At 35.1% G+C, this 21140-nt stretch carries 20 protein-coding genes and 1 pseudogene; 6 read left to right on the top strand and 15 right to left on the bottom strand.

Going from position 1 to position 21140, the window contains the following annotated elements:
* Positions 1-188 precede the first annotated feature (188 nt).
* Positions 189-950, bottom strand: coding sequence for an exodeoxyribonuclease III (locus ACSVH7_RS03495; RefSeq protein ID WP_438065299.1), 762 nt, complete (start codon positions 948-950; stop codon positions 189-191).
* A 190-nt stretch (positions 951-1140) separates the two neighbouring features.
* Between ACSVH7_RS03495 and ACSVH7_RS03490 the strand changes: the two genes are divergently transcribed.
* A complete protein-coding gene (locus ACSVH7_RS03490) occupies positions 1141-2943 on the top strand; it encodes a GNAT family N-acyltransferase (protein WP_438065298.1) in 1803 nt (600 codons plus the stop codon).
* Between the two features lie 36 nt (positions 2944-2979).
* Here the strand turns inward: ACSVH7_RS03490 and ACSVH7_RS03485 are convergent, their stop codons facing one another.
* From ACSVH7_RS03485 to ACSVH7_RS03470, 4 genes are all read right to left on the bottom strand, one after another.
* Positions 2980-3678: a response regulator gene (locus ACSVH7_RS03485; RefSeq protein WP_438065297.1), complete on the bottom strand. Its 699-nt coding sequence runs from the start codon at positions 3676-3678 to the stop codon at positions 2980-2982.
* 18 nt (positions 3679-3696) lie between these two features.
* Complete coding sequence (locus ACSVH7_RS03480; protein WP_438065296.1) at positions 3697-5658, bottom strand: tetratricopeptide repeat-containing sensor histidine kinase; 1962 nt, start codon at positions 5656-5658, stop codon at positions 3697-3699.
* A 171-nt stretch (positions 5659-5829) separates the two neighbouring features.
* Positions 5830-6069 (bottom strand): 3-oxoacyl-ACP reductase, encoded by a 240-nt coding sequence (locus ACSVH7_RS03475; protein WP_438065295.1) that lies wholly within the window; start codon positions 6067-6069, stop codon positions 5830-5832.
* 174 nt (positions 6070-6243) lie between these two features.
* Positions 6244-7056, bottom strand: a complete 813-nt coding sequence (locus ACSVH7_RS03470) for a LytR/AlgR family response regulator transcription factor (RefSeq protein WP_438065294.1) — start codon at positions 7054-7056, stop codon at positions 6244-6246.
* 297 nt (positions 7057-7353) lie between these two features.
* On the opposite strand from ACSVH7_RS03470, the gene ACSVH7_RS03465 reads away from it, so the two are divergent.
* Positions 7354-7875 (top strand): DUF3575 domain-containing protein, encoded by a 522-nt coding sequence (locus ACSVH7_RS03465; protein WP_438065293.1) that lies wholly within the window; start codon positions 7354-7356, stop codon positions 7873-7875.
* Positions 7876-7936: 61 nt separating this feature from the next.
* Here ACSVH7_RS03465 and ACSVH7_RS03460 read toward each other — a convergent pair whose 3' ends face one another.
* Entirely contained in the window at positions 7937-9478 is a 1542-nt protein-coding gene (locus ACSVH7_RS03460; protein WP_438065292.1) for a glycine--tRNA ligase, read from the bottom strand.
* 96 nt (positions 9479-9574) lie between these two features.
* On the opposite strand from ACSVH7_RS03460, the gene ACSVH7_RS03455 reads away from it, so the two are divergent.
* The 3 genes from ACSVH7_RS03455 (at position 9575) to ACSVH7_RS03445 (ending at position 12048) form a co-directional block, all read left to right on the top strand.
* Entirely contained in the window at positions 9575-10258 is a 684-nt protein-coding gene (locus ACSVH7_RS03455) for a ComF family protein (RefSeq protein WP_438065291.1), read from the top strand.
* 166 nt (positions 10259-10424) lie between these two features.
* A complete protein-coding gene (locus ACSVH7_RS03450) occupies positions 10425-11033 on the top strand; it encodes a superoxide dismutase (protein ID WP_438065290.1) in 609 nt (202 codons plus the stop codon).
* Positions 11034-11424: 391 nt separating this feature from the next.
* Positions 11425-12048, top strand: a complete 624-nt coding sequence (locus ACSVH7_RS03445; protein WP_438065289.1) for a hypothetical protein — start codon at positions 11425-11427, stop codon at positions 12046-12048.
* 131 nt (positions 12049-12179) lie between these two features.
* Here ACSVH7_RS03445 and ACSVH7_RS03440 read toward each other — a convergent pair.
* Both ACSVH7_RS03440 and ACSVH7_RS03435 read right to left on the bottom strand, forming a co-directional pair.
* Positions 12180-12460: pseudogene (locus ACSVH7_RS03440) on the bottom strand (TM2 domain-containing protein).
* A gap of 74 nt (positions 12461-12534) precedes the next feature.
* Positions 12535-13485, bottom strand: coding sequence for a 2-hydroxyacid dehydrogenase (locus tag ACSVH7_RS03435; protein ID WP_438065288.1), 951 nt, complete (start codon positions 13483-13485; stop codon positions 12535-12537).
* Between the two features lie 212 nt (positions 13486-13697).
* On the opposite strand from ACSVH7_RS03435, the gene nhaA reads away from it, so the two are divergent.
* Positions 13698-14879, top strand: coding sequence for a Na+/H+ antiporter NhaA (nhaA, locus tag ACSVH7_RS03430; protein WP_438065287.1), 1182 nt, complete (start codon positions 13698-13700; stop codon positions 14877-14879).
* A gap of 240 nt (positions 14880-15119) precedes the next feature.
* On the opposite strand, the gene proC is transcribed toward nhaA, so the two are convergent.
* The 7 genes from proC to ACSVH7_RS03395 all read right to left on the bottom strand — a co-directional run bounded on the left by proC (position 15120) and on the right by ACSVH7_RS03395 (position 21031).
* Entirely contained in the window at positions 15120-15896 is a 777-nt protein-coding gene (gene proC / locus ACSVH7_RS03425) for a pyrroline-5-carboxylate reductase (protein WP_438065286.1), read from the bottom strand.
* A 47-nt stretch (positions 15897-15943) separates the two neighbouring features.
* Positions 15944-17296, bottom strand: coding sequence for a magnesium transporter (mgtE, locus tag ACSVH7_RS03420; RefSeq protein ID WP_438065285.1), 1353 nt, complete (start codon positions 17294-17296; stop codon positions 15944-15946).
* The gene (rsmA, locus tag ACSVH7_RS03415; protein ID WP_438065284.1) at positions 17286-18065 is read right to left on the bottom strand and encodes a 16S rRNA (adenine(1518)-N(6)/adenine(1519)-N(6))-dimethyltransferase RsmA; all 780 of its coding nucleotides are present in this window, start codon (positions 18063-18065) and stop codon (positions 17286-17288) included. Before rsmA ends, mgtE begins: the two co-directional genes overlap by 11 nt.
* Positions 18066-18112: 47 nt before the next feature.
* Positions 18113-18592, bottom strand: a complete 480-nt coding sequence (locus tag ACSVH7_RS03410) for a nucleotidyl transferase AbiEii/AbiGii toxin family protein (RefSeq protein WP_438065283.1) — start codon at positions 18590-18592, stop codon at positions 18113-18115.
* A gap of 1 nt (position 18593) precedes the next feature.
* A complete protein-coding gene (locus ACSVH7_RS03405) occupies positions 18594-18770 on the bottom strand; it encodes a hypothetical protein (protein WP_438065282.1) in 177 nt (58 codons plus the stop codon).
* Between the two features lie 94 nt (positions 18771-18864).
* Complete coding sequence (locus tag ACSVH7_RS03400) at positions 18865-19176, bottom strand: DUF4286 family protein (protein ID WP_298299170.1); 312 nt, start codon at positions 19174-19176, stop codon at positions 18865-18867.
* Positions 19177-19252: 76 nt separating this feature from the next.
* Positions 19253-21031 (bottom strand): tetratricopeptide repeat protein, encoded by a 1779-nt coding sequence (locus ACSVH7_RS03395; RefSeq protein WP_438065281.1) that lies wholly within the window; start codon positions 21029-21031, stop codon positions 19253-19255.
* Positions 21032-21140 lie beyond the last annotated feature (109 nt).

Raw genomic sequence — 21140 nt, 5'->3', positions numbered from 1 at the left:
TTACTTTTTATGTACGATGATTGTTTGATGCACATTGCCCTAGCCCTGATGGGAGCGAAAATCCTCTGGCTGAAAACGCTATTTTTTTCTGGCAGGAAAGAGCGACCAACGGAAGCTCCTTTGCTGACTTGAAAAAAAAGCGTTTTCAGCCAGAGATTGTAGTGGACAGCAGGATTAGCTCCTGAAAATTATTCAATTTCAACCAAAACTGGACAATGATCAGAGTGCATGGCATCGGGAAGAATAACGGCTCTTTTGAGTTTATGTTGTAGGGACTCGCTTACCAAATTGTAATCGATACGCCAGCCTTTGTTGTTGCCCCGGGCACCGGCTCTGTAACTCCACCAGGAATATTGGTGAGGTTCTTGATTGAAATGACGGAAACTGTCTATAAATCCTGAATTGATAAATTGATCTAACCAAGCGCGTTCTTCGGGCAAGAAACCGGACACGTTTTTGTTGCGAATAGGATCATGTATATCGATGGGTTGATGACAAATGTTGTAATCCCCACAAATAATGAGGTTGGGAATTTCCTTTTTTAATTCGGTGATATACTGATGAAAATCATCCATGTACTTGAATTTGTGACCCAAACGCTCGCTATTGGTTCCTGAGGGCAGGTACAAACTCATCACGGAGCAATCCTCGAAATCTACTCGGAGGTTACGCCCTTCGTAGTCCATGTGCTCTATTCCAGTACCGTAAGTGACCGCATTAGGTTTGATTTTGGATAAGATAGCTACTCCGGAATAGCCTTTTTTGGTAGCCGAAAAATAGTATTGATAGGGATACCCTGCTTTTTCGAGATCAGCTACCGGTATTTGATCCTCGGTTGCTTTTATTTCTTGAAGACAAATGACATCGGGATTGGCTTGTTGCAACCAATCTATGAATCCTTTGGAGATGGCGGCACGAATTCCGTTAACGTTATAAGAGATGATTTTCATAGACTTAGATTTATTGCGAAAAAAGTGACTAAAATAAGTGTTAAGCAAAAATTTAATTAAAATACAATACAAAAATATTGCATTTTTGAAGAATTCAAAAGTAGTGAAAAAGTGTAAGTTTGTTCAATTAAAACCGAATAAATTGGCGTTTTTTTCTATCTTTGCAGCTTGCTCAAAAACATAAAAATAAATGGGTTTAGTTACCGCAAAAGAAGTTGCAAAGGCAATTAAAACGGACAAATACGGGGTTTTTGGCACTTTCTCAGGTTGGTTACTGATGAAAGTTTTGAAAATTTCTACATTAAATAAAATTTACAACAGGAATAAACATCTTAGTGAGGTGGAATTCTTGAATGCTATATTGGACGAATTCGAAATCAAATTTGAAATTCCCAAAGAAGACTTTAAACGACTCCCAAAAGATGGGGCTTACATTACGGTTTCAAACCATCCACTTGGGGGCATCGATGGCATATTGTTATTAAAATTAATGTTAGAAAAAGAGCCTAATTTTAAAATTATTGCTAATTTCTTGCTGCATCGTATCGATCCGATGAAGCCCTACATTATGCCAGTGAATCCTTTTGAAAACCACAAGGATGCCAAATCAAGTGTGGTAGGAATTAAAGAAACGTTGCGCCATTTGAAAGATGGAAAACCCCTTGGAATGTTTCCTGCTGGCGAAGTTTCTACCTACAAAGACGGGAAATTAATGGTAGACAAACCCTGGGAAGAAGGCGCTATAAAAGTAATTCGCAAAGCACAAGTTCCTGTGGTTCCTATTTATTTTCATGCCAAAAACAGTAAATTATTCTATTTTTTATCGAAAATAAGCGACACCTTGCGCACCGCAAAACTGCCTTCAGAATTGCTTACTCAAAAAAAGAGAGTGATCAAAGTTCGTATCGGCAAACCTATTTCGGTTGCTGAACAAAATGAATATGATAGCATCGAAGACTACTCTGAGTTTTTGAGAAGAAAAACATACATGTTAGCCAATCCTTTTGAGAAGGAAAATAATTTCCTTAACACCAATCCATTGAAAGGAAGTAAAAGTCCCAAAAAAATTGTGACGCCGGCCAATAGCGAAAAAATGATTCGTGAGGTAGAAAATCTTCGCAACTTGGATTGTCGATTGCTACAAAGTAAAAACTACGAAGTGTTTTTTGCACAAGCCAAAGACATTCCTAATATTTTGCATGAAATTGGGCGTTTACGAGAAATCACTTTTAGAGAAGTGGGCGAAGGCACAAATGAATCTATCGATTTAGATAAATACGACAAATATTATCGCCATCTTTTCCTATGGGATGACGAAACTAAAAAAATTGCAGGTGCTTACCGAATGGGATTAGGCTGCGAAATTTATCCAAAATATGGCATGGATGGTTTTTACCTGAATGGATTGTTTCGTTTTGAACCCGAATTACACGAAATGCTTCATAAGTCTATCGAAATGGGGCGTGCGTTTATCATTAAAGAATACCAACAAAAACCGATGCCTTTGTTTTTGCTGTGGCGCGGTATCATTCATACAACCTTACATTATCCTGAACACAAATATTTATTAGGAGGCGTAAGCATTAGTAATCAATTTTCAGATTTCTCAAAATCATTGATGATTGAGTTTATGAAATCACATTATTACGATCCTTACATTGCCCAATATGTGCATCCGAAAAAAGAATTCAAAGTAAAACTAAAAGATGCCGACAAGGACTTTGTTTTTAATGAAACCGATGCCGACCTGAATAAGTTTGATAAAATTATTGATGAATTGGAGCCAGGTGTTTTGCGATTACCGGTATTGATCAAAAAATACATCAAGCAAAACGCAAGATTGGTTGCTTTTAATGTGGACCCACTATTTAACAATGCCATTGATGGCTTGATTTATATCCGAATCGAAGACATTCCGGAAAGCACTATGAAACCTGTTATGGAAGAATACCAAGCAGAATTAGAGCGAAAAATGCACGACAAAGAAGAGTAAAAAAAAGACACCCATCGGTGTCTTTTTAGTTTATAGTTACAATAGCAGTCCTTTTGATTTCGCTACTCTAACCAATTCCTCGTCAGTCCCTTCTTTTAGTTCCAATAAGACTTTCATATCATCCATGCGTCGTTGAATGGCACTTGAAGAAATAGGCAAATATTGAGATATCTCCGATCTTTTGGTGCCTTTTGACAATTGGAATAGAATCGTTTTATCAAATTGATCAATCTCTATGGTTACCTCTTGCATCTGACTCAACATGGCTAAAACAGATTGACTATAATATATCTCGTTCTTAATTACTTTATCAAAAGCATACAACAATTCATCAAAAGTCAAATCATTTTTAATGACCAATCCATTGGGATTGATCGTTTTTATGATGGTTTTGATTTTTAGAATTTCCGTATACATCGTTAGGAGAATGATTCTACAATTCGGCATACGCTGCATGAGTACTTTTGCCAAATCTTCCCCTGAAAAAATTCCTTCTTCATCATAAGCAGGCATACTGATGTCTAAAAAAGCGATGTCAAAAACTGGAGATTCTGTATTAGTGATGATTTCATAACCCGATTGACAATCTTTGGCTTGACTAATCGAGAATTCATATTCGTCAGGTTTATAACGCGTTATAGCATTTTTATACCCTTGAATGATAAAAGGATGATCATCTACAATAAGAATGTTTTGAGCGATTAAGGGTTTGGTTTCAATGGTTAGGTTGTTCATTATTAGTAGGTAAATTATTTATGATTCTATGGGGATTTCAACTTGTAGGAGCGTACCGTTTCCGGGTTTTGTAATTATTTCTAATTTACCTTCGCATTCCTTGGTTCTAAACTCAATGTTCTGCAAACCAATACCTTTTTTGGCCTTTTTTAAATTAAACCCATTGCCATCATCCGCGATAGAAAGTTTAATTTGACAAGGATCATACTGCTTGATAAATTCAATTTTAATTAAAGTAGGATTAGCATATTTATTAGAATTTTGAAGTGCCTCTTGCACGATTCGATACAAATTAATTTTAATTTCGTTGGTAATATTTGCCCAATTAATATTCTTATCTAGTAAAAAATGCACTTTGGTTTTAAAGGCCTTTCGTTGATGCTCAATAAGATTCGTTAAAATAACGACGAAGTTATTAATTAATTCCGAGTTTTCACGATTCATATCGTGTGAAATTTCACGAATATCTTGTTCAATTTGTTTTAATTCTGCTAAATATTGTAATCTTGATTTTATGGCTTTTTCATCACTTACAGCATTCATACCGTCAAGATTCATCCGGACTCCAAAAATTTTTCCTAAGACTCCATCATGTAACTCTCTCGCCACTCTTTGTTTTTCTTTGGTTCGATTTTCTTCAATAGTTTTTTGTTGTGAAATCATTAGATTATAGATTTCAGCATTAGCCAATTGTTGTTGCTCTTTAAACATCAACAATTTATGTTTGTTCTTTTGTGCTACAAAAAGAAAAGTAAAAACACCAAGTAAGATAAGGATACTGAATACATAAAACAGGTTACGATTTTGTACTACCAAATCAGTGTTCTCGCTTTTTAAGACATCCGTTTCATATTCAATTCGAGAAAATTTTTCACCCATTTTTCGTTCTGCCTTCTGAAGGCTATCATTGATATGGATGTATTCTTTGGAATAATAAGAGGCTTTTTGCGGCTCTACCACTCCCATTTGTTTTAAGCCAATTAACACATTCCTGTAGTTGTTATCTTTTCTAGCCGAAGCCAAGGCTTCCCTAGCAAATTGAAGGGCTTTGACGCTGTCTTTATGAAAATTGTAATATTCTGAGAGGTGGATTTTGTTAGCGACAATACCTGATGTTAATTTTAAACTATCCCTCAATTTTAAAGATTTTAAAAATAATTCAGGTAGCTCTTTCTCTTGATTTAACTTAAATCTTGAATAAGCTAAATTATCCAAAAGCATGGCGTAAAGGGATGGCTTGTCGTATTTTAGATTCTTTTGTTTTAAGCCTTCTTGATAGTACTCTTGTGCTTTTTGATAATTTTTAAGATTTTGATAAACATACCCAATGTTATTTAAAGAGGTAGCTTTGGATTGATATACTAGAGGGATTTCGTCAACTGATGTGTATGATAAAGCTTTGTTGTGAAATTCTATGGCTTTATCAAACTCTTCAAGTTCATTATAAATTATACCCAACAAATTATATGAATCATACTCAATATCCTTCGCCTCTTTACTCTTTACTGCTTTCAAAGCTTTAATTACAGCTCTTTCACTTCCTAAGTAATCATCTGCATTAAACTGTAGCAACGCTTTATTCAAAAGCACTCTTGCGAAATTATCAAAATCATTTGTTTTAGAATACAATTTTTCAGCCTTATAATAAAAAACATAGGCACTATCCGAAATTCCATTTGCACTGTAATAATCTCCCGCGTATGAGTAAGCCTTAGCAATATTAAGAGTGTCCTTTTTTTCTAAAGATTTTATTAAAACATGTTGCCCAACTTTTTTAAAATTTGTCAAATCACCAATGTTGTAGAATCGATTTGCAACCTTAAATAAGTTCAAAATTGATAATGAGTCCGCTTTTTGTAATTTTAATATTTCAAATGCTTGCAGTGCATATACTTTCTTTTTATTAATGTCATATATATCATTGTTCGCCTTATCTAAAAACAATGATAGACTATCGTTCAAAAGATAAACATCCTTCATGACAACATCTCCTTTTTTAGTACAGCTAAAAAATAAAAGAAAATAAATAAATAATTTTAAATGTTTGACTTTCAATAGTAATAGTTTTGACCAAAAATAGGAAAAGATATTACAAAAAAAAAGAGACAACTAATTTTGTTGTCTCTCAATTACTTATAAAGTAGCGTTGAATTAATCTACCTTTTTATTTCCTCCTGCAGATTGTGAACCACTAATATCTACTTTTTTATTTCCTCCTGCTGATTGTGAACCACTAATATCTACTTTTTTATTTCTACCTGCTGATTGTGAACCGCTAATTTCAGATAAGTTAGAATTTTTATCTATATTACTTTTTCCTTCTGGAGTAGTGAATGAAGTTAATCCCATTACTAATGTAAATAATCCGATGGTTAAGATTGCTTTTTTCATAATTTGTGGCTTTATTGTTTGATTAGATTTTACTTTTCTATCTGCTTCGTTGCAGAATTGTTTGGTAAAACTACGTAGGAATACATTTATTTTCCTACACAAAAACACGCTTTGTGGTAGATTGCTGTCATTTGTGAGTAAACAATAGCCAATATGAAGTAACTAGACTGATTATCAGATTTCTACATAATTTCCTTGAGAAAAATCTGAAATAACACTGTCAATTTGCGTTTTATAGGATTTTGAAAAAGGGATTTTTTTACTACTATTCTTTATAAAACACAGGGAATTCCCCATTTGAATTCTTGAAATATAATTTCGATTGACTATATAACTGTTATGAATTCGAAGAAAAGGATACGTTAAAACCGTTTCAAAATGCTTCAAGGTCTTGAAAGCTGTGACCATTTCCCCGGAACACAAATGGATGTCAGTAGAATTATTATCGGCTTGGAAATAACAAATATCATCTGCGTTGATATACCTGTAATCACCATACGATTTGATACAGATGGTCATTGGCCCGTTTTGCTTTTGAAACGATACCTCTTGAATTGGAGTGGAAATTTCAAGTACTCTTTGTTGTGATTCCGGCTTTAGGAGAGAAGTGGCCTTTTTTTTGGCCAACTTGTGTATGGTTTTTAACAACTGAATTGATTGGACCGGTTTTAAATAATAATCCAAAACCCCGTAATCTATGGCATCAAAAGCCCAATCCTTTTTTGAAGTTGTAATAATAATTTCAGGAATTATCTTCAAAAATCGATGAATTTCACTGATCAAACTCAATGATAATCCACTTTTTTTATCATTGGGTACGATTTCTAAAAAAACAAGCGCTGGTGTTTGCTCGAGAATTAAATGCAATCCTTCTTCAAATGAAGAAGCCACACCTACACATTCCAATTCAGAAAAGCCCTCCGCAATTGCTTTGGTGCGGGCGGCACATTCTGGTGAATCGTCTATTATAAGGTAAGTATACTTCATTCAACAACACTAATATTCAGTTTAGAAGTCGGTTGTCTCAATTCTAAATCTTTTTCTAAAGTCACATAAACAGCCTCCAAAAGTACTGTATTAACTAAAAAAACTCAATTAAGACCTCTAAAAATAAAGCAATACCCACTCAATTATTTGATTTGTTAAAACAAACCTTCAAAATGTTAATAGAAACAGATGAAATGCACAAAAATCCGATGAAATGCATTTTTTGCTTTTTCCAAAAAAAAATATCTAAGCCTAACTGTGTTTACATTTTTTTCCTACATTTGAAAAAAAATTTTTATGAAAAAAATACTACTATTTTTAACATTAGCACTAAGCCTAAGTGGTTTAAGCCAAGAAAACGAAGCCGTATCGTTTAAAAAAAATGAGATGAAAGTCAATGCTGCATTTCTCGTAGCGGGAGCCTTAGATGTCAGTTACGAAAGAATCATCAACGAAGAATCTGCCTTTGGTGCTTCCTTATTTTTAGCAATTGATGATGATATTGACACAAAAGTGATGCTTACCCCTTACTATAGATATTATTTTGGGAAAAAACCGGCTGCAGGATTTTTTGCAGAAGGTTTTGGGATGTTGAATAACTACGAAAGCTACAAATACAACACTATAGGAAATGAATCAAGAACAACCAATCGCACTGATTTCGCTTTAGGATTTGGACTTGGTGCCAAATGGATTACCAAAAAAGGCTTCCTTTTCGAAATAAACGGTGGTGTGGGTCGAAACCTTTTCAACAGCTCAGATACCGATTATGAAATTGTTGGTCGAGGCGGAATTACCTTTGGTTACCGATTTAACTAAAACTAGAAAGGCTTCCCAAATCGAGAAGCCTTTTTTTTATCAATAATCAATAGTTATTGGATTACATTTTCATTAACCAATTCTTCATTGAAACTTCATTTTCTATAATTGATTTCAAGTCGGCAATCGCCACACGGTCTTGTTTCATCGTATCTCTATGACGAATGGTCACCGTTTGGTCTTCTGCTGTCTGATGATCTACCGTAATACAGAAGGGTGTTCCCAAGGCATCTTGCCTTCTGTAACGTCTTCCTACTGCATCTTTCTCATCATAAGACACATTGAAATCCCAACGTAAATCTTCAATGATTTGTTTCGCAATTTCTGGTAAACCGTCTTTTTTTACTAATGGTAAAATTGCAGCTTTAGTTGGCGCTAAAACCGCTGGTAATTTCAAAACCGTTCTTGTGGAACCATCTTCTAAAGTTTCATCCTTGAGAGAAGTAGCAAAAACAGCCAAGAACATTCTGTCCAAACCAACTGAAGTTTCTACCACATATGGTACGTAATTTTGATTCAATTCGGCATCAAAATATTGCAATTTTCTTCCCGAAAACTCTTCATGCGCTTTCAAATCGAAATCAGTTCTTGAGTGAATTCCTTCTAATTCTTTGAAACCAAATGGAAATTCAAATTCGATATCAGCAGCAGCATTCGCGTAATGTGCTAATTTTTCATGATCGTGAAAACGGTATCTTTCGGCTCCTAAACCAAGTGATAAATGCCATTTCAAACGAGTCGCTTTCCAATGTTCATACCATTGCATTTCTTCTCCTGGACGCACAAAAAATTGCATTTCCATTTGTTCAAACTCACGCATACGGAAAATGAATTGTCTCGCTACGATTTCGTTTCTGAAAGCTTTTCCGGTTTGAGCAATTCCAAAAGGAACTTTCATTCGTCCAGATTTCTGCACATTTAAGAAATTCACAAAAATCCCTTGAGCGGTTTCTGGACGCAAGTATAGATCCATTGCTGTATCAGCAGAAGCACCTAATTTAGTACCAAACATCAAGTTGAATTGACGCACTTCGGTCCAATTGCGAGAACCTGATTCTGGACAAGCAATTTCTAATTCTTCGATTAAAGCTTTTACGTCTTCTAGATCACCATTACCTAAAGAGCGTCCCATTCTTTCGAGAATTTCTCTTTCTTTGGCTAAATATTCTACTACTCTTGGATTGGTCGTAATGAATTCTTGCTCATTGAAAGCGTCTCCAAAACGAACTTTTGCCTTTTCGATTTCTTTTTTAGCCTTAATGTTAAGTTTTTCGGCATAATCTTCAATCAAAACATCGGCGCGGTATCTTCTTTTTGAATCTTTGTTATCAATTAAAGGATCGTTAAACGCATCCACGTGACCTGAAGCTTTCCAAGTAGTTGGATGCATTAAAATTGCAGCATCAAGTCCTACAATATTCTCATTCATCTGCACCATCGATTTCCACCAATATTCGCGGATGTTCTTTTTTAGTTCCACACCGTTTTGTGCATAATCATAGACTGCACTTAACCCATCGTAAATTTCGCTGGACGGAAAAATAAATCCATACTCTTTTGCGTGCGAAACTACATTCTTAAATAAATCTTCTTGTTTTGCCATAGTAATGCAAAAATATAAAAAGTGATTTAAAAAAAAGAAAAAAGAAAAAGATTGCATCGCGGAAATGATTATTTTTAACAATAAAACCCTGATTAGATGATCAAAAACCTTGTCAACTTGTTTTTCCCACCCGTTTGTGGTGGCTGTCATTCCCTTTTATTAGCCAACGAAAATGTGATTTGTACTGATTGCAGACATCATTTACCACAAACATATCATCATTTAGAACCCGAAAACGAAGCGTTTAAAAAATTTTACGGTCGTATCCCTGTGGCTCATGTTTCCACTTTTTTGTATTTTCATAAAAAAGGAAGAGTACAAGAATTGATTCATAATTTGAAATACCACGGCCAACAAGCTATTGGAGTACAACTAGGACTTTGGTACTCCGAGGATCTACAAAACAATGTTATTTTACAAGAAGTCGATGCCATTATTCCCGTACCCCTTCATAAAAAGAGGTGGCGAAAAAGAGGCTACAATCAAGTAGATACATTTGCAAAAGCGATTGCGAATCAATTAGATATTCCTTTCAAAAAAGAAGTATTGTTAAAAAAAATCAACACCAAAACACAGTCTAAAAAAAATTTTTTGGGAAGGATGGAAGGTATTGGAAACGCATTTGAAGTGCATTTTACTGAAAAAGAACACCATAACCACTTTTTATTAATAGATGATGTTCTCACTACTGGAGCTACTTTAGAAGCCTGTTCAAGAGCTCTTTTAAAAATACCGGGAGCTAAAATTAGCATTATTTGCATCGCTATGGCGCATTCTTGAACTATATTTTGTATAAAATTTCTTCCAATGTAAAACTAAGAACGGTATCGTCCTTAAAAAACAGCACGAATCAGGGCATTCAAAAATAATAACAAAAATGTTTTTTTAAGTGTAAAGTTAATTGCATAAATTTGAATAAATTTTATAATCTATTAAATCACATATCATGGCATTTGAATTACCACAATTACCTTATGCATACGATGCATTAGAACCTCATATTGATGCAAGAACAATGGAAATTCACCATTCTAAACATCATAATGCCTATACAACCAATCTGAATGCGGCTATTGCTGGAACAGATATGGAGGGCAAAACCATCGAAAATATTTTAATCAATTTAGATAAAACTAATGCCGCGGTTCGTAATAACGGTGGTGGTTTTTATAATCACAATTTGTTTTGGACGGTAATGTCTCCAAATGGTGGTGGACTACCAACAGGCGAATTATTAGAAGCTATTGAAGCTTCTTTCGGAACATTTGATGAATTCAAAGCTAAGTTTGCTAAAGCGGGCGCTACTCAATTTGGTTCAGGATGGGCTTGGTTGTGTGTTCAAAAAGGCGGTAAGTTAGAAGTTTGTGGTACACCAAACCAAGATAATCCTCTAATGCCAGGTGTAGGTTGCGGTGGAACTCCAATCTTAGGAATGGACGTTTGGGAACATGCTTACTACTTGCACTATCAAAACAGAAGACCTGATTATATCGAAGCTTTTTTCAATGTGATCAACTGGACGGAAGTAACTAGACGTTTTGTTTTAGAAAAATAAAACTCTTATATAGTTACACAGAATCGTTTTAGAAAGTTGGATGAATTTATTTCATCCAACTTTTTTATTTTACAAAACATATATGATTCGTTTTTTTTAAATTAATGAGTAGTAATAAAGTTGTTAGATTTATTCCACTTGATTCAATTGATTTTATTTAACCTTTTTCTGTTAAAATACTCAACTTAATATTTTTTGTTTTTTTTGATTCTTATCCAGAGAGATAAAGCCCAATATATTTATACAATATTTATTTATCTAAAACACTAAAAAAGAAACACATGGGTTTTTAAAAATAATACAAGTATTGTTATTTTTATGTTAAAAAATATATTTTAAGAATAAATTTAGTATAATTTTACTTTCATTTTTTAACAGCCAAAATTTTATTATGAAACCATTACTCCTATTTTTATTCCTTATCCCGACAATACTTACTGCTCAAAATACAACAACACCATTAGACAAATCTATACAAATAGACTTTGGAATTGGTATGCATGGCAGCGGAGATATTGGTGGTTTCACATTCAATACAAGTTACACTAATTACTTTAGAAAAAAAATATCCTATACTCTAGAGGTAGGAACGAGTATACATTATGGAAAAGATTACCTTTTATTTGCAAATGGGCCTGGAAAAACTTTTGAGGAATCATATAGATATACAACAGCCGGAATTCAATTAGTTGGTAAAATTGGATTGAGTATTTTTAGAAATAAAAAAAATGATTTTGGTTTACGCCTCGGACCCTTGGTAAGATTTCAATCCTCATCTATACCAGACAGTATAACTACCCTATTTCCTGCAGCAGGAACAGGGTTTGATATCCCTGTTAGTATTTTTGAATTTGAAAACCCTCAAAATACACTAGCAATAGGAGGTGTCTTTCAACTATTCTACAATTATTCTTTTTCTAACAAGATTTATATCGGACCAAGTGCTGGTTTTCAAAGTGATTCAAATGGAGATACAATAACAAATATATCTTTAGCTTGTGGTATGAAATTTTAGCTATAATTTAGCATCTTTAACTGGACGGAAGTAACTAGACGTTTTGTTTTAGATAAATAAATAGTTGTTTGTCCAAAATAAAAGGCTGTCAAAAATCATTTTGACAGCCTTTCTTTTTTTGAATCGGTAGATTAAAACCATCCCTTCTTACCTACTTGGTACGTTTGATAAAACTCTCGTCTGTTTTGGTCAAATAGATAATTCCTTCTATAAAACCAATGATCCCTCCAATTCCACAAGTAACTACTCCAATTACTAATTGGATAATTCCTTCTTGAGTATATCCCAAAATAAACTTATGAATCCCAAGATATCCAAAAAGTATTGCTAATACCCCTGCTATAATTTTTTTGTTTTCAGGCTGTGCTTTAGGATACGGGGTATTCCAAGCTTCAAATTTTGTTTCTTCCATGGTCGTTGATTTGGTTATTGATTTAGTTAGTTGTAAAACTATAAAAAAGTTGCATATATTTTACAACCAACGAATTATCGTTTACCATAAAGTGATTTTATTTTATCAACAATCACTTGAGCCAATCGTTCATGACTCTCAAAAGTCCAGCCGGCAATGTGTGGCGAAAGCAAAACTTTTGAACTTTTTAGTAAATAATCAAAAGCTTCGGGCGTGTTTTTGTCATTAAACAAAGTCTCAAAAGACAATTTCTCATACTCCAAAACATCCAAACCTGCACCTAAAATTTTTCCAGATTCTAACGCTTGAACCAAGTCAGCAGTAACTACATTTTTTCCTCTAGAGGTGTTAATCAACCAAAAAGGGTTGGAAAACGATGCGATAAAATCAGCATTCACCATTTTGTCCGTTTCAGGTGTCCAAGGAATATGTAGACTTAGTACATCGGCTTTTTGTTGTAATTCTTCTAGTGTAACTTGTTTGGCATTAGCATCCCCTACGTTGGGTAATATATCGTGACAGATTACGTCAACATCAAATCCGCGTAACTTTTTGGCAAAAGCTTTGCCCATGTTTCCATAGCCAATAATCCCAACTGTCTTTCCGTCTAGTTCATGACCTCGATTACTTTCTCTATTCCATTGCCCTTTTCTAATTTCAGTATCGGCTTGGTTTAGTTTGTTAAAAAGCGACAAAATCATCCCCAAAGAATGCTCTGCCACCGCATTTCTATTGCCTTCAGGAGCAGCAATAAGGGTAATATTTTTGGACAAAGCATAGTCACAGTCTATACTTTCTAAGCCTGCTCCCACTCGAGCAATGAATTGCAAATTAGTAGCATTATCGATGAATTTTTTATCGATTTTAAATCGGCTCCGGATAACTATACCCTGATATTGCTCGATTTTTTGTTCAATTTCATCTTTTGAAGCAGTAAAATCAGCTTCGTTTTTAAATCCTGCTTGTTCTAATTGATTCCAAAGTATAGGATGATTACTATCGATGTGAAGAATTTTGATTTCCATGAATTCTTGATTTAGCCTTCAAATTAACGAAAAAAAATACGCTTTATGCTTTCTTTAAAACAGTTCCTTCTAAAATAGTTTAATTTTGCAAAAATTTATCTTTGGATTTCATTTACCCGTAAGGTCCGCTCTTGACCTTTATAATTTCGCTATATTTACGGCAATGCCATAAATAAGTAATTGAAAAAATCCACAACAACTTTTAAATTCTTATGAAATTAACAAAAACATTTAAAGCCTTTTTTAAAAGTGAAAAATCAGGAGGATTGTTACTTCTTTTTGTAACACTGCTCTCCTTATTTCTTGCCAATTCGAGTATACAAACCGATTATATTGCCTTTTGGAAAACTCCTTTAGGGCATCACAGTATTACCGATTGGATCAATGATGGCTTGATGGCTATTTTCTTTTTAATGATTGGACTAGAATTAGAACGTGAAATGTATGATGGGGAATTAGCCAACATCAAAAATGCTGCACTGCCTATTTTTGGGGCATTGGGTGGAATGGTTGTTCCTGCTGGGATTTTTTTAGCGCTAAATTTTGGAACCATTACCCAAAACGGAGCGGGTATTCCTATGGCTACTGATATTGCTTTTGCTATTGGGATTTTGTCATTACTAGGCAATCGTGTTCCTGCTTCTTTGAAAATATTTTTGACTGCTTTGGCTGTTATTGATGATTTGGGAGCCATTATCGTCATCGCAGTTTTTTATACCAATTCGATTGCATTTTTAAATTTAATTTATGCCTTGGCCATTTGGGGATTCTTATTCCTCTTAAACAGAAGAAAAGTGCACAACCTAATTCCTTATTTGTTGGGTGGAATTGGAATGTGGTATTTTATGTTGAATTCAGGAATTCATGCTACCATTACAGGAGTAATTTTGGCATTTGTAATTCCATTTGGGGATGGCGGACCACAAACTTCTTCGTACCGTTTGCAACATTTTTTACACAAACCTGTAGCCTTTTTTATACTGCCTTTATTCGCTATTGCCAATACGGGAATTCCAATTTCGGGTGATTGGCATGAAGGCCTTTCACATACTAACTCCATCGGGATTATTGCGGGCTTGGTGCTTGGAAAACCTTTGGGCATTTGGTTGTTTTCGTTTTTGGCGGTGACTTTTGGCGTTTGTGCTTTACCGAAAGAACTGCGTTGGAAAGATATTGTTGGTGCAGGAATGTTGGGCGGTATTGGATTTACGATGTCGATTTTTATCACCTTATTGGCTTTTAAAAACGTTAAACCTGAAGCGCAAGCAGAAGAAATTATCAATTATTCTAAAATTGCGATTCTAATTGCTTCGTTTTTGGCTGGAACCCTTGGTTTTATTTGGCTAAAAATCAATTTGAAAGCAAAGAAAACTAAAAATAAAAAAGCGGTGTAATTTATTTTAGCCACGAATTGCACTAATCAACACAAATTGCAATCTATTTTAATGACACTAATCCAAAAAAATATTAGTCTAATTGAAAATCTGAAATCTCTTTTCGTAACGATGTTTCGCGTGAGGGATAGGAGCTAGCTACCGAAGTAGCGCGGATAGCCCGACAGCCTAAAGGAAAGGGGCCGACTCACGACAAGCATGAGTGGGCCCCTTTGCTTTAGGGTGGCACGCCCAGATAATTTATCCTTTGATTTGTTTTAAGGACGTTTTGATGCCTCGAATTAAGGACGAACTGAAACCGTGCATTTCCATTTCGTTGAGTCCTGCGATGGTACAGCCTTGTGGGGTAGTGACACGATCGATTAATTGTTCCGGATGGCTTTTTTCTTCAAGGAGCATTTCGGCGGCACCTTTTACGGTTTGTGCTGAAATGGCTAAAGCTGTTTGCCAATCGAATCCAATTTCGATGCCCGCCTGCATAGACGCTCGGATGTAACGTAGGGCAAAAGCCGTTCCGCTGGCGGCCAAAACGGTGGCGGCATCCATGAGCTTTTCGTCTATTACTGGGGCTGTTCCTAAGTCTTGAAATAATTGTACTACGGGTTGAGCCGCTTCTTTGTTTTTTTCGTTAAAAGCAAGACAAGTAGCTGAAGCTCCGAATTGAGCCGCGATATTGGGCATGATTCGGATGGCGCTATGTGAAGTGCCTATTTTATTTTGTAAATTTTCGATGGATAAACCACTTACGGCAGAGGCAATGGTTTTGTTCGTAATTACTGGAAGGATTTCGGTTAGTACCGTATCGACTTGATAAGGTTTGATGGTCAAGATAATCAAATCGGCCTCCTGAATAGCTAAGGTATTGTCTGTAGCGACTGTAATTCCGAGATCTTGTAAATATAAAATGCTAGCCGTGTTGCGTCGTGTGATGGTGATTTGATGTCCTTGTGAAAACTTGGCTAAACCTAAGGCAATAGAAACTCCAAGGTTTCCGCCTCCAATAATGTGTACTTTCATGGTTGGTTTTTTGGGTTGGTTAATAGGGGTTAATAGTGTGTAGTAAGTTAAAATCCTAGCACTAATTTGGCAATAGAAAAATAGATTAAAATACCGCAAATATCATTGCTAGTGGTGATGAATGGACCGGTGGCTAAGGCAGGGTCAATACCAAATTTATCCAATAATAATGGAATAAAAGTACCAATAAGTGAGGCTATGATAATTACCGATATCAAAGCAATTGTTACAATTACGCCAATAATTACCTCTACATTCAGCAGAAAATGGCTTCCCAAAAACAAGATACTGGCTAAGATTAATCCGTTTAAAAGGCTTAAAGAAATTTCTTTGAGCAAACGATTAAAAAGGGAGCCACTCAACGTATTATTTGCCAAACCTTGAACGATAATTGCCGAGGATTGTACTCCTACATTTCCTGCCATAGCTGCAATTAAGGGAGTGAAAAAGAATAATTTGCCGTGTTCAGCCATGGCACCTTCAAACAAACCGAGGACACGAACGGTGATGAATCCTCCCAAAAGTGCCAAAACTAACCAAGGTAATCGTGCTTTGGTCAAATCCATGATACTATCATCCGCTTCTACATCTTGGGAGATACCGGCGGCCAATTGGTAATCTTTGTCGGCCTCGTCCTTGATTACGTCAACGATATCATCGATGGTGATTCTGCCCACTAAACGCCCTAATTCGTCGACTACAGGAATGGCTTCTAAGTCATATTTTTGCATAATACGTGCTACCTCAACATCTTCGGTATCTACGTTGACAGAGTTTAATTTTCGGATATAAACATCGCTAATTGCCGTTCGTGTGGAAGTGGTTAATAAGTCTTTTAACGACAAACGCCCTTTTAATCGGTCTTCGTCATCTACTACATAAATTGAATGCACACGAGAAATATTTTCGGCTTGAATTCGCATTTCTTTGACACAAGTGAGTACGTTCCAATTTTCATTGACTTTCACTAACTCTTTGTGCATGATTCCTCCTGCGGTATCTTCGTCGTAGCGCAATAATTCGACAATATCTTTGGCGTGCTCAACGTCTTGCAATTCTGAGATTACTTCGGCTTTGATGTCTTGAGATAATTCGGCAATAATGTCGGCCGCATCATTGGTTTCTAATTCATCAAGCTCTTCAGCGATTTCTTTTGGGGAAAGACGGCTCAAGATGTTTTCTCTCAAATCGTCTTCTAGTTCTAGAAGGATTTCGGCTGTTTTTTCGCTATCTAAAACTTTAAAAATATAGGTAGCTTCATCAAATTCTAGTTCGTCTAGAATTTCGGCAATATCAGCATGGTGCATGTCATTCAATAACAATTCCAATTTAACATCGTTCTTGCTTTGAATGAGTTGCTCTAACTCTTGAATGAGTTCTTTGCTGATTTTAAACTCCATCGGCTTCTATTTTTTGGGTCAAGGCAATAAATTCTTCAACACTTAATTGCTCTGGACGAATATCAAATACTGGGTCTTCTCTTAGAGAATCGGACAAATTTAAGGTTTTTAAACTGTTTCGCAAGGTTTTTCTACGCTGCTGAAAGGCAGTTTTTACCACGGTAAACAAGAGTTTTTCGCTACAAGGCAAGGTGTAATTTTCTTTGCGACGCATACGCATCACACCCGATTTTACTTTTGGCGGCGGATTGAATACGTGTTCATCAACCGTAAACAAATATTCGGTATCGTAGAATGCTTGTGCCAAAACCGAAAGTATACCATAAGTTTTACTTCCTTTTTTCTCGCAAATACGTTCGGCAACTTCTTTTTGAAACATACCCGAAAACTCCGGAATTTGGTCCCTAAACTCCAAGGTTCTGAATACAATTTGCGTTGAAATATTATAAGGGAAATTACCAATGATGGCAAATTGTTTCCCTTCGAAAACACTATTGATATTGTATTTTAGAAAATCTTCGGATATGATTTTATCCTTTAATTTTGGATAATTGGCATCCAAATAAGCCACAGATTCCGTATCGATTTCTATAACATAGGTGTCGATAGGTTTTTCTAGCAAATACTTAGTCAATACACCCATTCCTGGTCCAATTTCTAAGACATCGTTGTAACCTTCTAAACCCAAGGTGTCGGCAATAGCTTTGGCAATGCTTTCATCTTTTAGAAAGTGTTGTCCGAGATGTTTTTTGGCTTTTACTTTTTCCATGAAACTTTATAGTGTTTAGAATTTGATATTGAAGTATTTCAAATCGGTTATTGTTTTTTGTTTATTTCTAGCAGTTGCTGAATATCTAATAAATCCTTAGGTCTATTTGCTTTTATTTTACTTGTTATCAAATCTTCGAGAGAGAGTACATTCCATTTTAAAAACGAGTTATTATTAACCGTCACTTCTTCACTACTTTCAAAAGCTTCGTCAAAAGTCTTATTTACAGAAAATTTGGTAATTAGTTCTAAATCTAAATCCAGAGGAGAAAATTTAATTGATATATTTTGTTCTTCATTTTTGACATTTTCGGGAAAATCTTCAATTTCATATCCCATTTCATTGAAAACAGCGACTAACTTTTTGAAATTAAGCGCTGTGGTTTCAATCCAAAAATCTACGTCAGATGAATGGCGCTGGTACCCATGAAAGTTTACAGCTCCACCCCCAACCATGAGCATACGCACTTTGTGTTTATTCGCAATTGCAATAAACTGATTAATATTTTCTTCCCATTTATGAGGCATGCTACGTTTTTTTTAAAATAAAATTAGTGCTTTTCTCTACTTTATTTTTAATGGGAAATCCTTGCAATTTCTCCATTAAACGCAAAAAGCTATAAAAGCGTTCACTTTTAGATAATTTCAAAAAATCATCTATTTGTTTTTTATTGCTTTCTTCTTTGGTTTGAAAAAAAAGTTCCATGACTACTGATTTTTTTTGAGTAATTAGCCTAATTAAAACTTAAAGCTATCATTTTTCGCTATCGGATTCAAATCACAAATAGGTTGATTTTGATTTAATGCTCCGAAATCACTTCTAATTCGGTTCTGAAAGCTAGCATTTTATCGCCGAATAATTTAAGTCCTTCTTCACGCAAAGCGGGCGCATCTTCTTGATAATATTTTTGCAATGTTTCTCTGCTATCTGTGGTGTATTGCACTGAATAAGTAAGTCCTCCCATTTCTTCTTCGACCAAAACGCGAACCATTCTTGCATTTGAAAATTTGCCTGTTGCTAATATTTCTGGAATGTGCTTGTGCTGCATCCAAATCATCCATTTGTCGTGTACACTTTCGTGAATATTGATGGTAACGTTGTATATAATCATCTTTTGTTATTTGATAGGTTAATTGTTTAATCGTTGATTTGTTTAATCGGTTAACCGAATCAACGATTAAACTCTTTTACAAATTCTTATCGCCTCTTAATTGTCTGAATTTTTTCCTTGCCTCAACGAAGTAAATACTGTCTTGATGGTTAAAAATCATTTTTTCATAAAGTGGCTTTGCTTTTTCGGGGTCGTTCAGGTATTTCACGTAGAGTTCCGCTGCAAAAAACAAGGCTTCATCGATGTAAATACCATCACTATGTTGTGCAATTATAGCCTGATATTGCTGTAAAGCCTGAATATAATTACCAGTCGTCTCATATAATTTACCTAATCGTAAAAGAGTCACTGCTTCTATCTCTTGCCCTTTAAATTGTTGTAATATCTTTTGGAAATGAGCAATAGCTTCCTCGTTGCGTTTTTGATACATCAAGTAGTCGCCTTTGGCAAATTGCTTTAAAGCCGTTTGGGTAGAATCAGCAACGGTATTGTCATTAATCAATAAAAAATATTCCAAAGCATCATTGGCAATCAATTGCGTATTGGCAGATTTTAATTCTTTAAATTGCTTCAACGCCCAGTCAAAATCGGTTTTAAAATAACTTGTTTTTGCTGCTTTTAAACTGGCTTCATGTGCCATTACATCGTTCTTCAAATCCAATTCAATTTGTGAATAATACAGCAAAGCTTGGTTGTATTTTCCTTCAAATAAAAAAATATCGGCCAACTCCATTTTGGTGTCGGCAATTTGGTAATCGTTTAACGGTAGCGTCAGTGCTTTATAAATAATTGCTTTTGCTTCTTCTGGTTTTTTTAAACTAAAAGCCGTAAAACGTGCTTGAATTAATTGCAATTTCAGTGTAAACGGATTGATTTCAAATTGCTGTAATAGCGCTTTAAGTTGCGTATCAATAGCAGCAAAATCAGCAGGTTTTGCTTTGGCCAATTTCATTTCGATTAAGTACGTATTGGCTTGTATCAACGTTTCCAAATCCTTAGTGTTTTCTAAAACAAAGCCTAAAATTTCGGTTGCCGCTTCGGTTTGGTCTTCCTCAATGGCCATTTGTCCCAAGCTTACAATTTCTGCTAAGGATTCTGGATTGCGTTTATAAATGGCTTTTTCTTGAATAAAGGCTTTGCCAAATTCTTTCTGTTGTACGTAAAACCAACTCAAATACTGATTCCAGAAAATGTCTTGGTCTTTTTGAGTACGCAAAATCAATGCTTTTTTTAAAGAATCAGAAAATGAGGTGTCACTCTCATCCGACATATAACGAGACAATTGGTGCTGAACCAAATTGGAGTTTTGAGGGTTGATGAACGCCTCGTCCAGAAACATAGTAATCATCAAATCGGTTTTGCCCAATTGCCCATAAAGCAAGGCCATTTGATAATTAAAATTAAAGGTAGGTTCCAATTCGGCCGCAATTTGATAGGCTTTTACGGCGTATTCCAAAATTACTTTTTTCTCAAAGGCATTGGCTACGCCATACACTTCGTTGGGATTTTTACGTATACTTTCGAGCGCTTGTTCGTAATAACTTTTGGCTTTGGCTTCGTTTTTTTGCAACTGCCAATTGTAGCCCATTTCGACTAACAAAAAAGCTTGTTTGTATTTGGAATAACGAGTTTCTATAGTTTTTTCGGCCAAATCATATTGTCGTAATTGCTGGTAGCAATCGATTGTTCTGAGAAAGTATTGGGAGTTTTGCGGGATACTTTTGAGTAATTCTTCGTACCCTAATTTGGCTTTTTCAAAATCTCCTTTTTCATAAAAATATTGAGCCAATTGTTCGTTTTGCGAAAAACAAATCCATGAAAAAAACAGCGCGATATGTAGAAAAAGTTTTTTCATTGTTCGATTTTTTCACTAAACATTATTTTCTCCAAGATAAACCATATAACCACAAATTGCTTCGCCTTTTCAAGTCGCAAATTATTTTATTGAGCAATAAAATAATTTG

Source organism: Flavobacterium sp. TSSA_36, assembly GCF_051547165.1.
Classification (GTDB): domain Bacteria; phylum Bacteroidota; class Bacteroidia; order Flavobacteriales; family Flavobacteriaceae; genus Flavobacterium.
The sequence above is the reverse complement of the archived record's forward strand: the minus strand, read 5'-3'. Positions and strand labels throughout refer to the sequence as shown.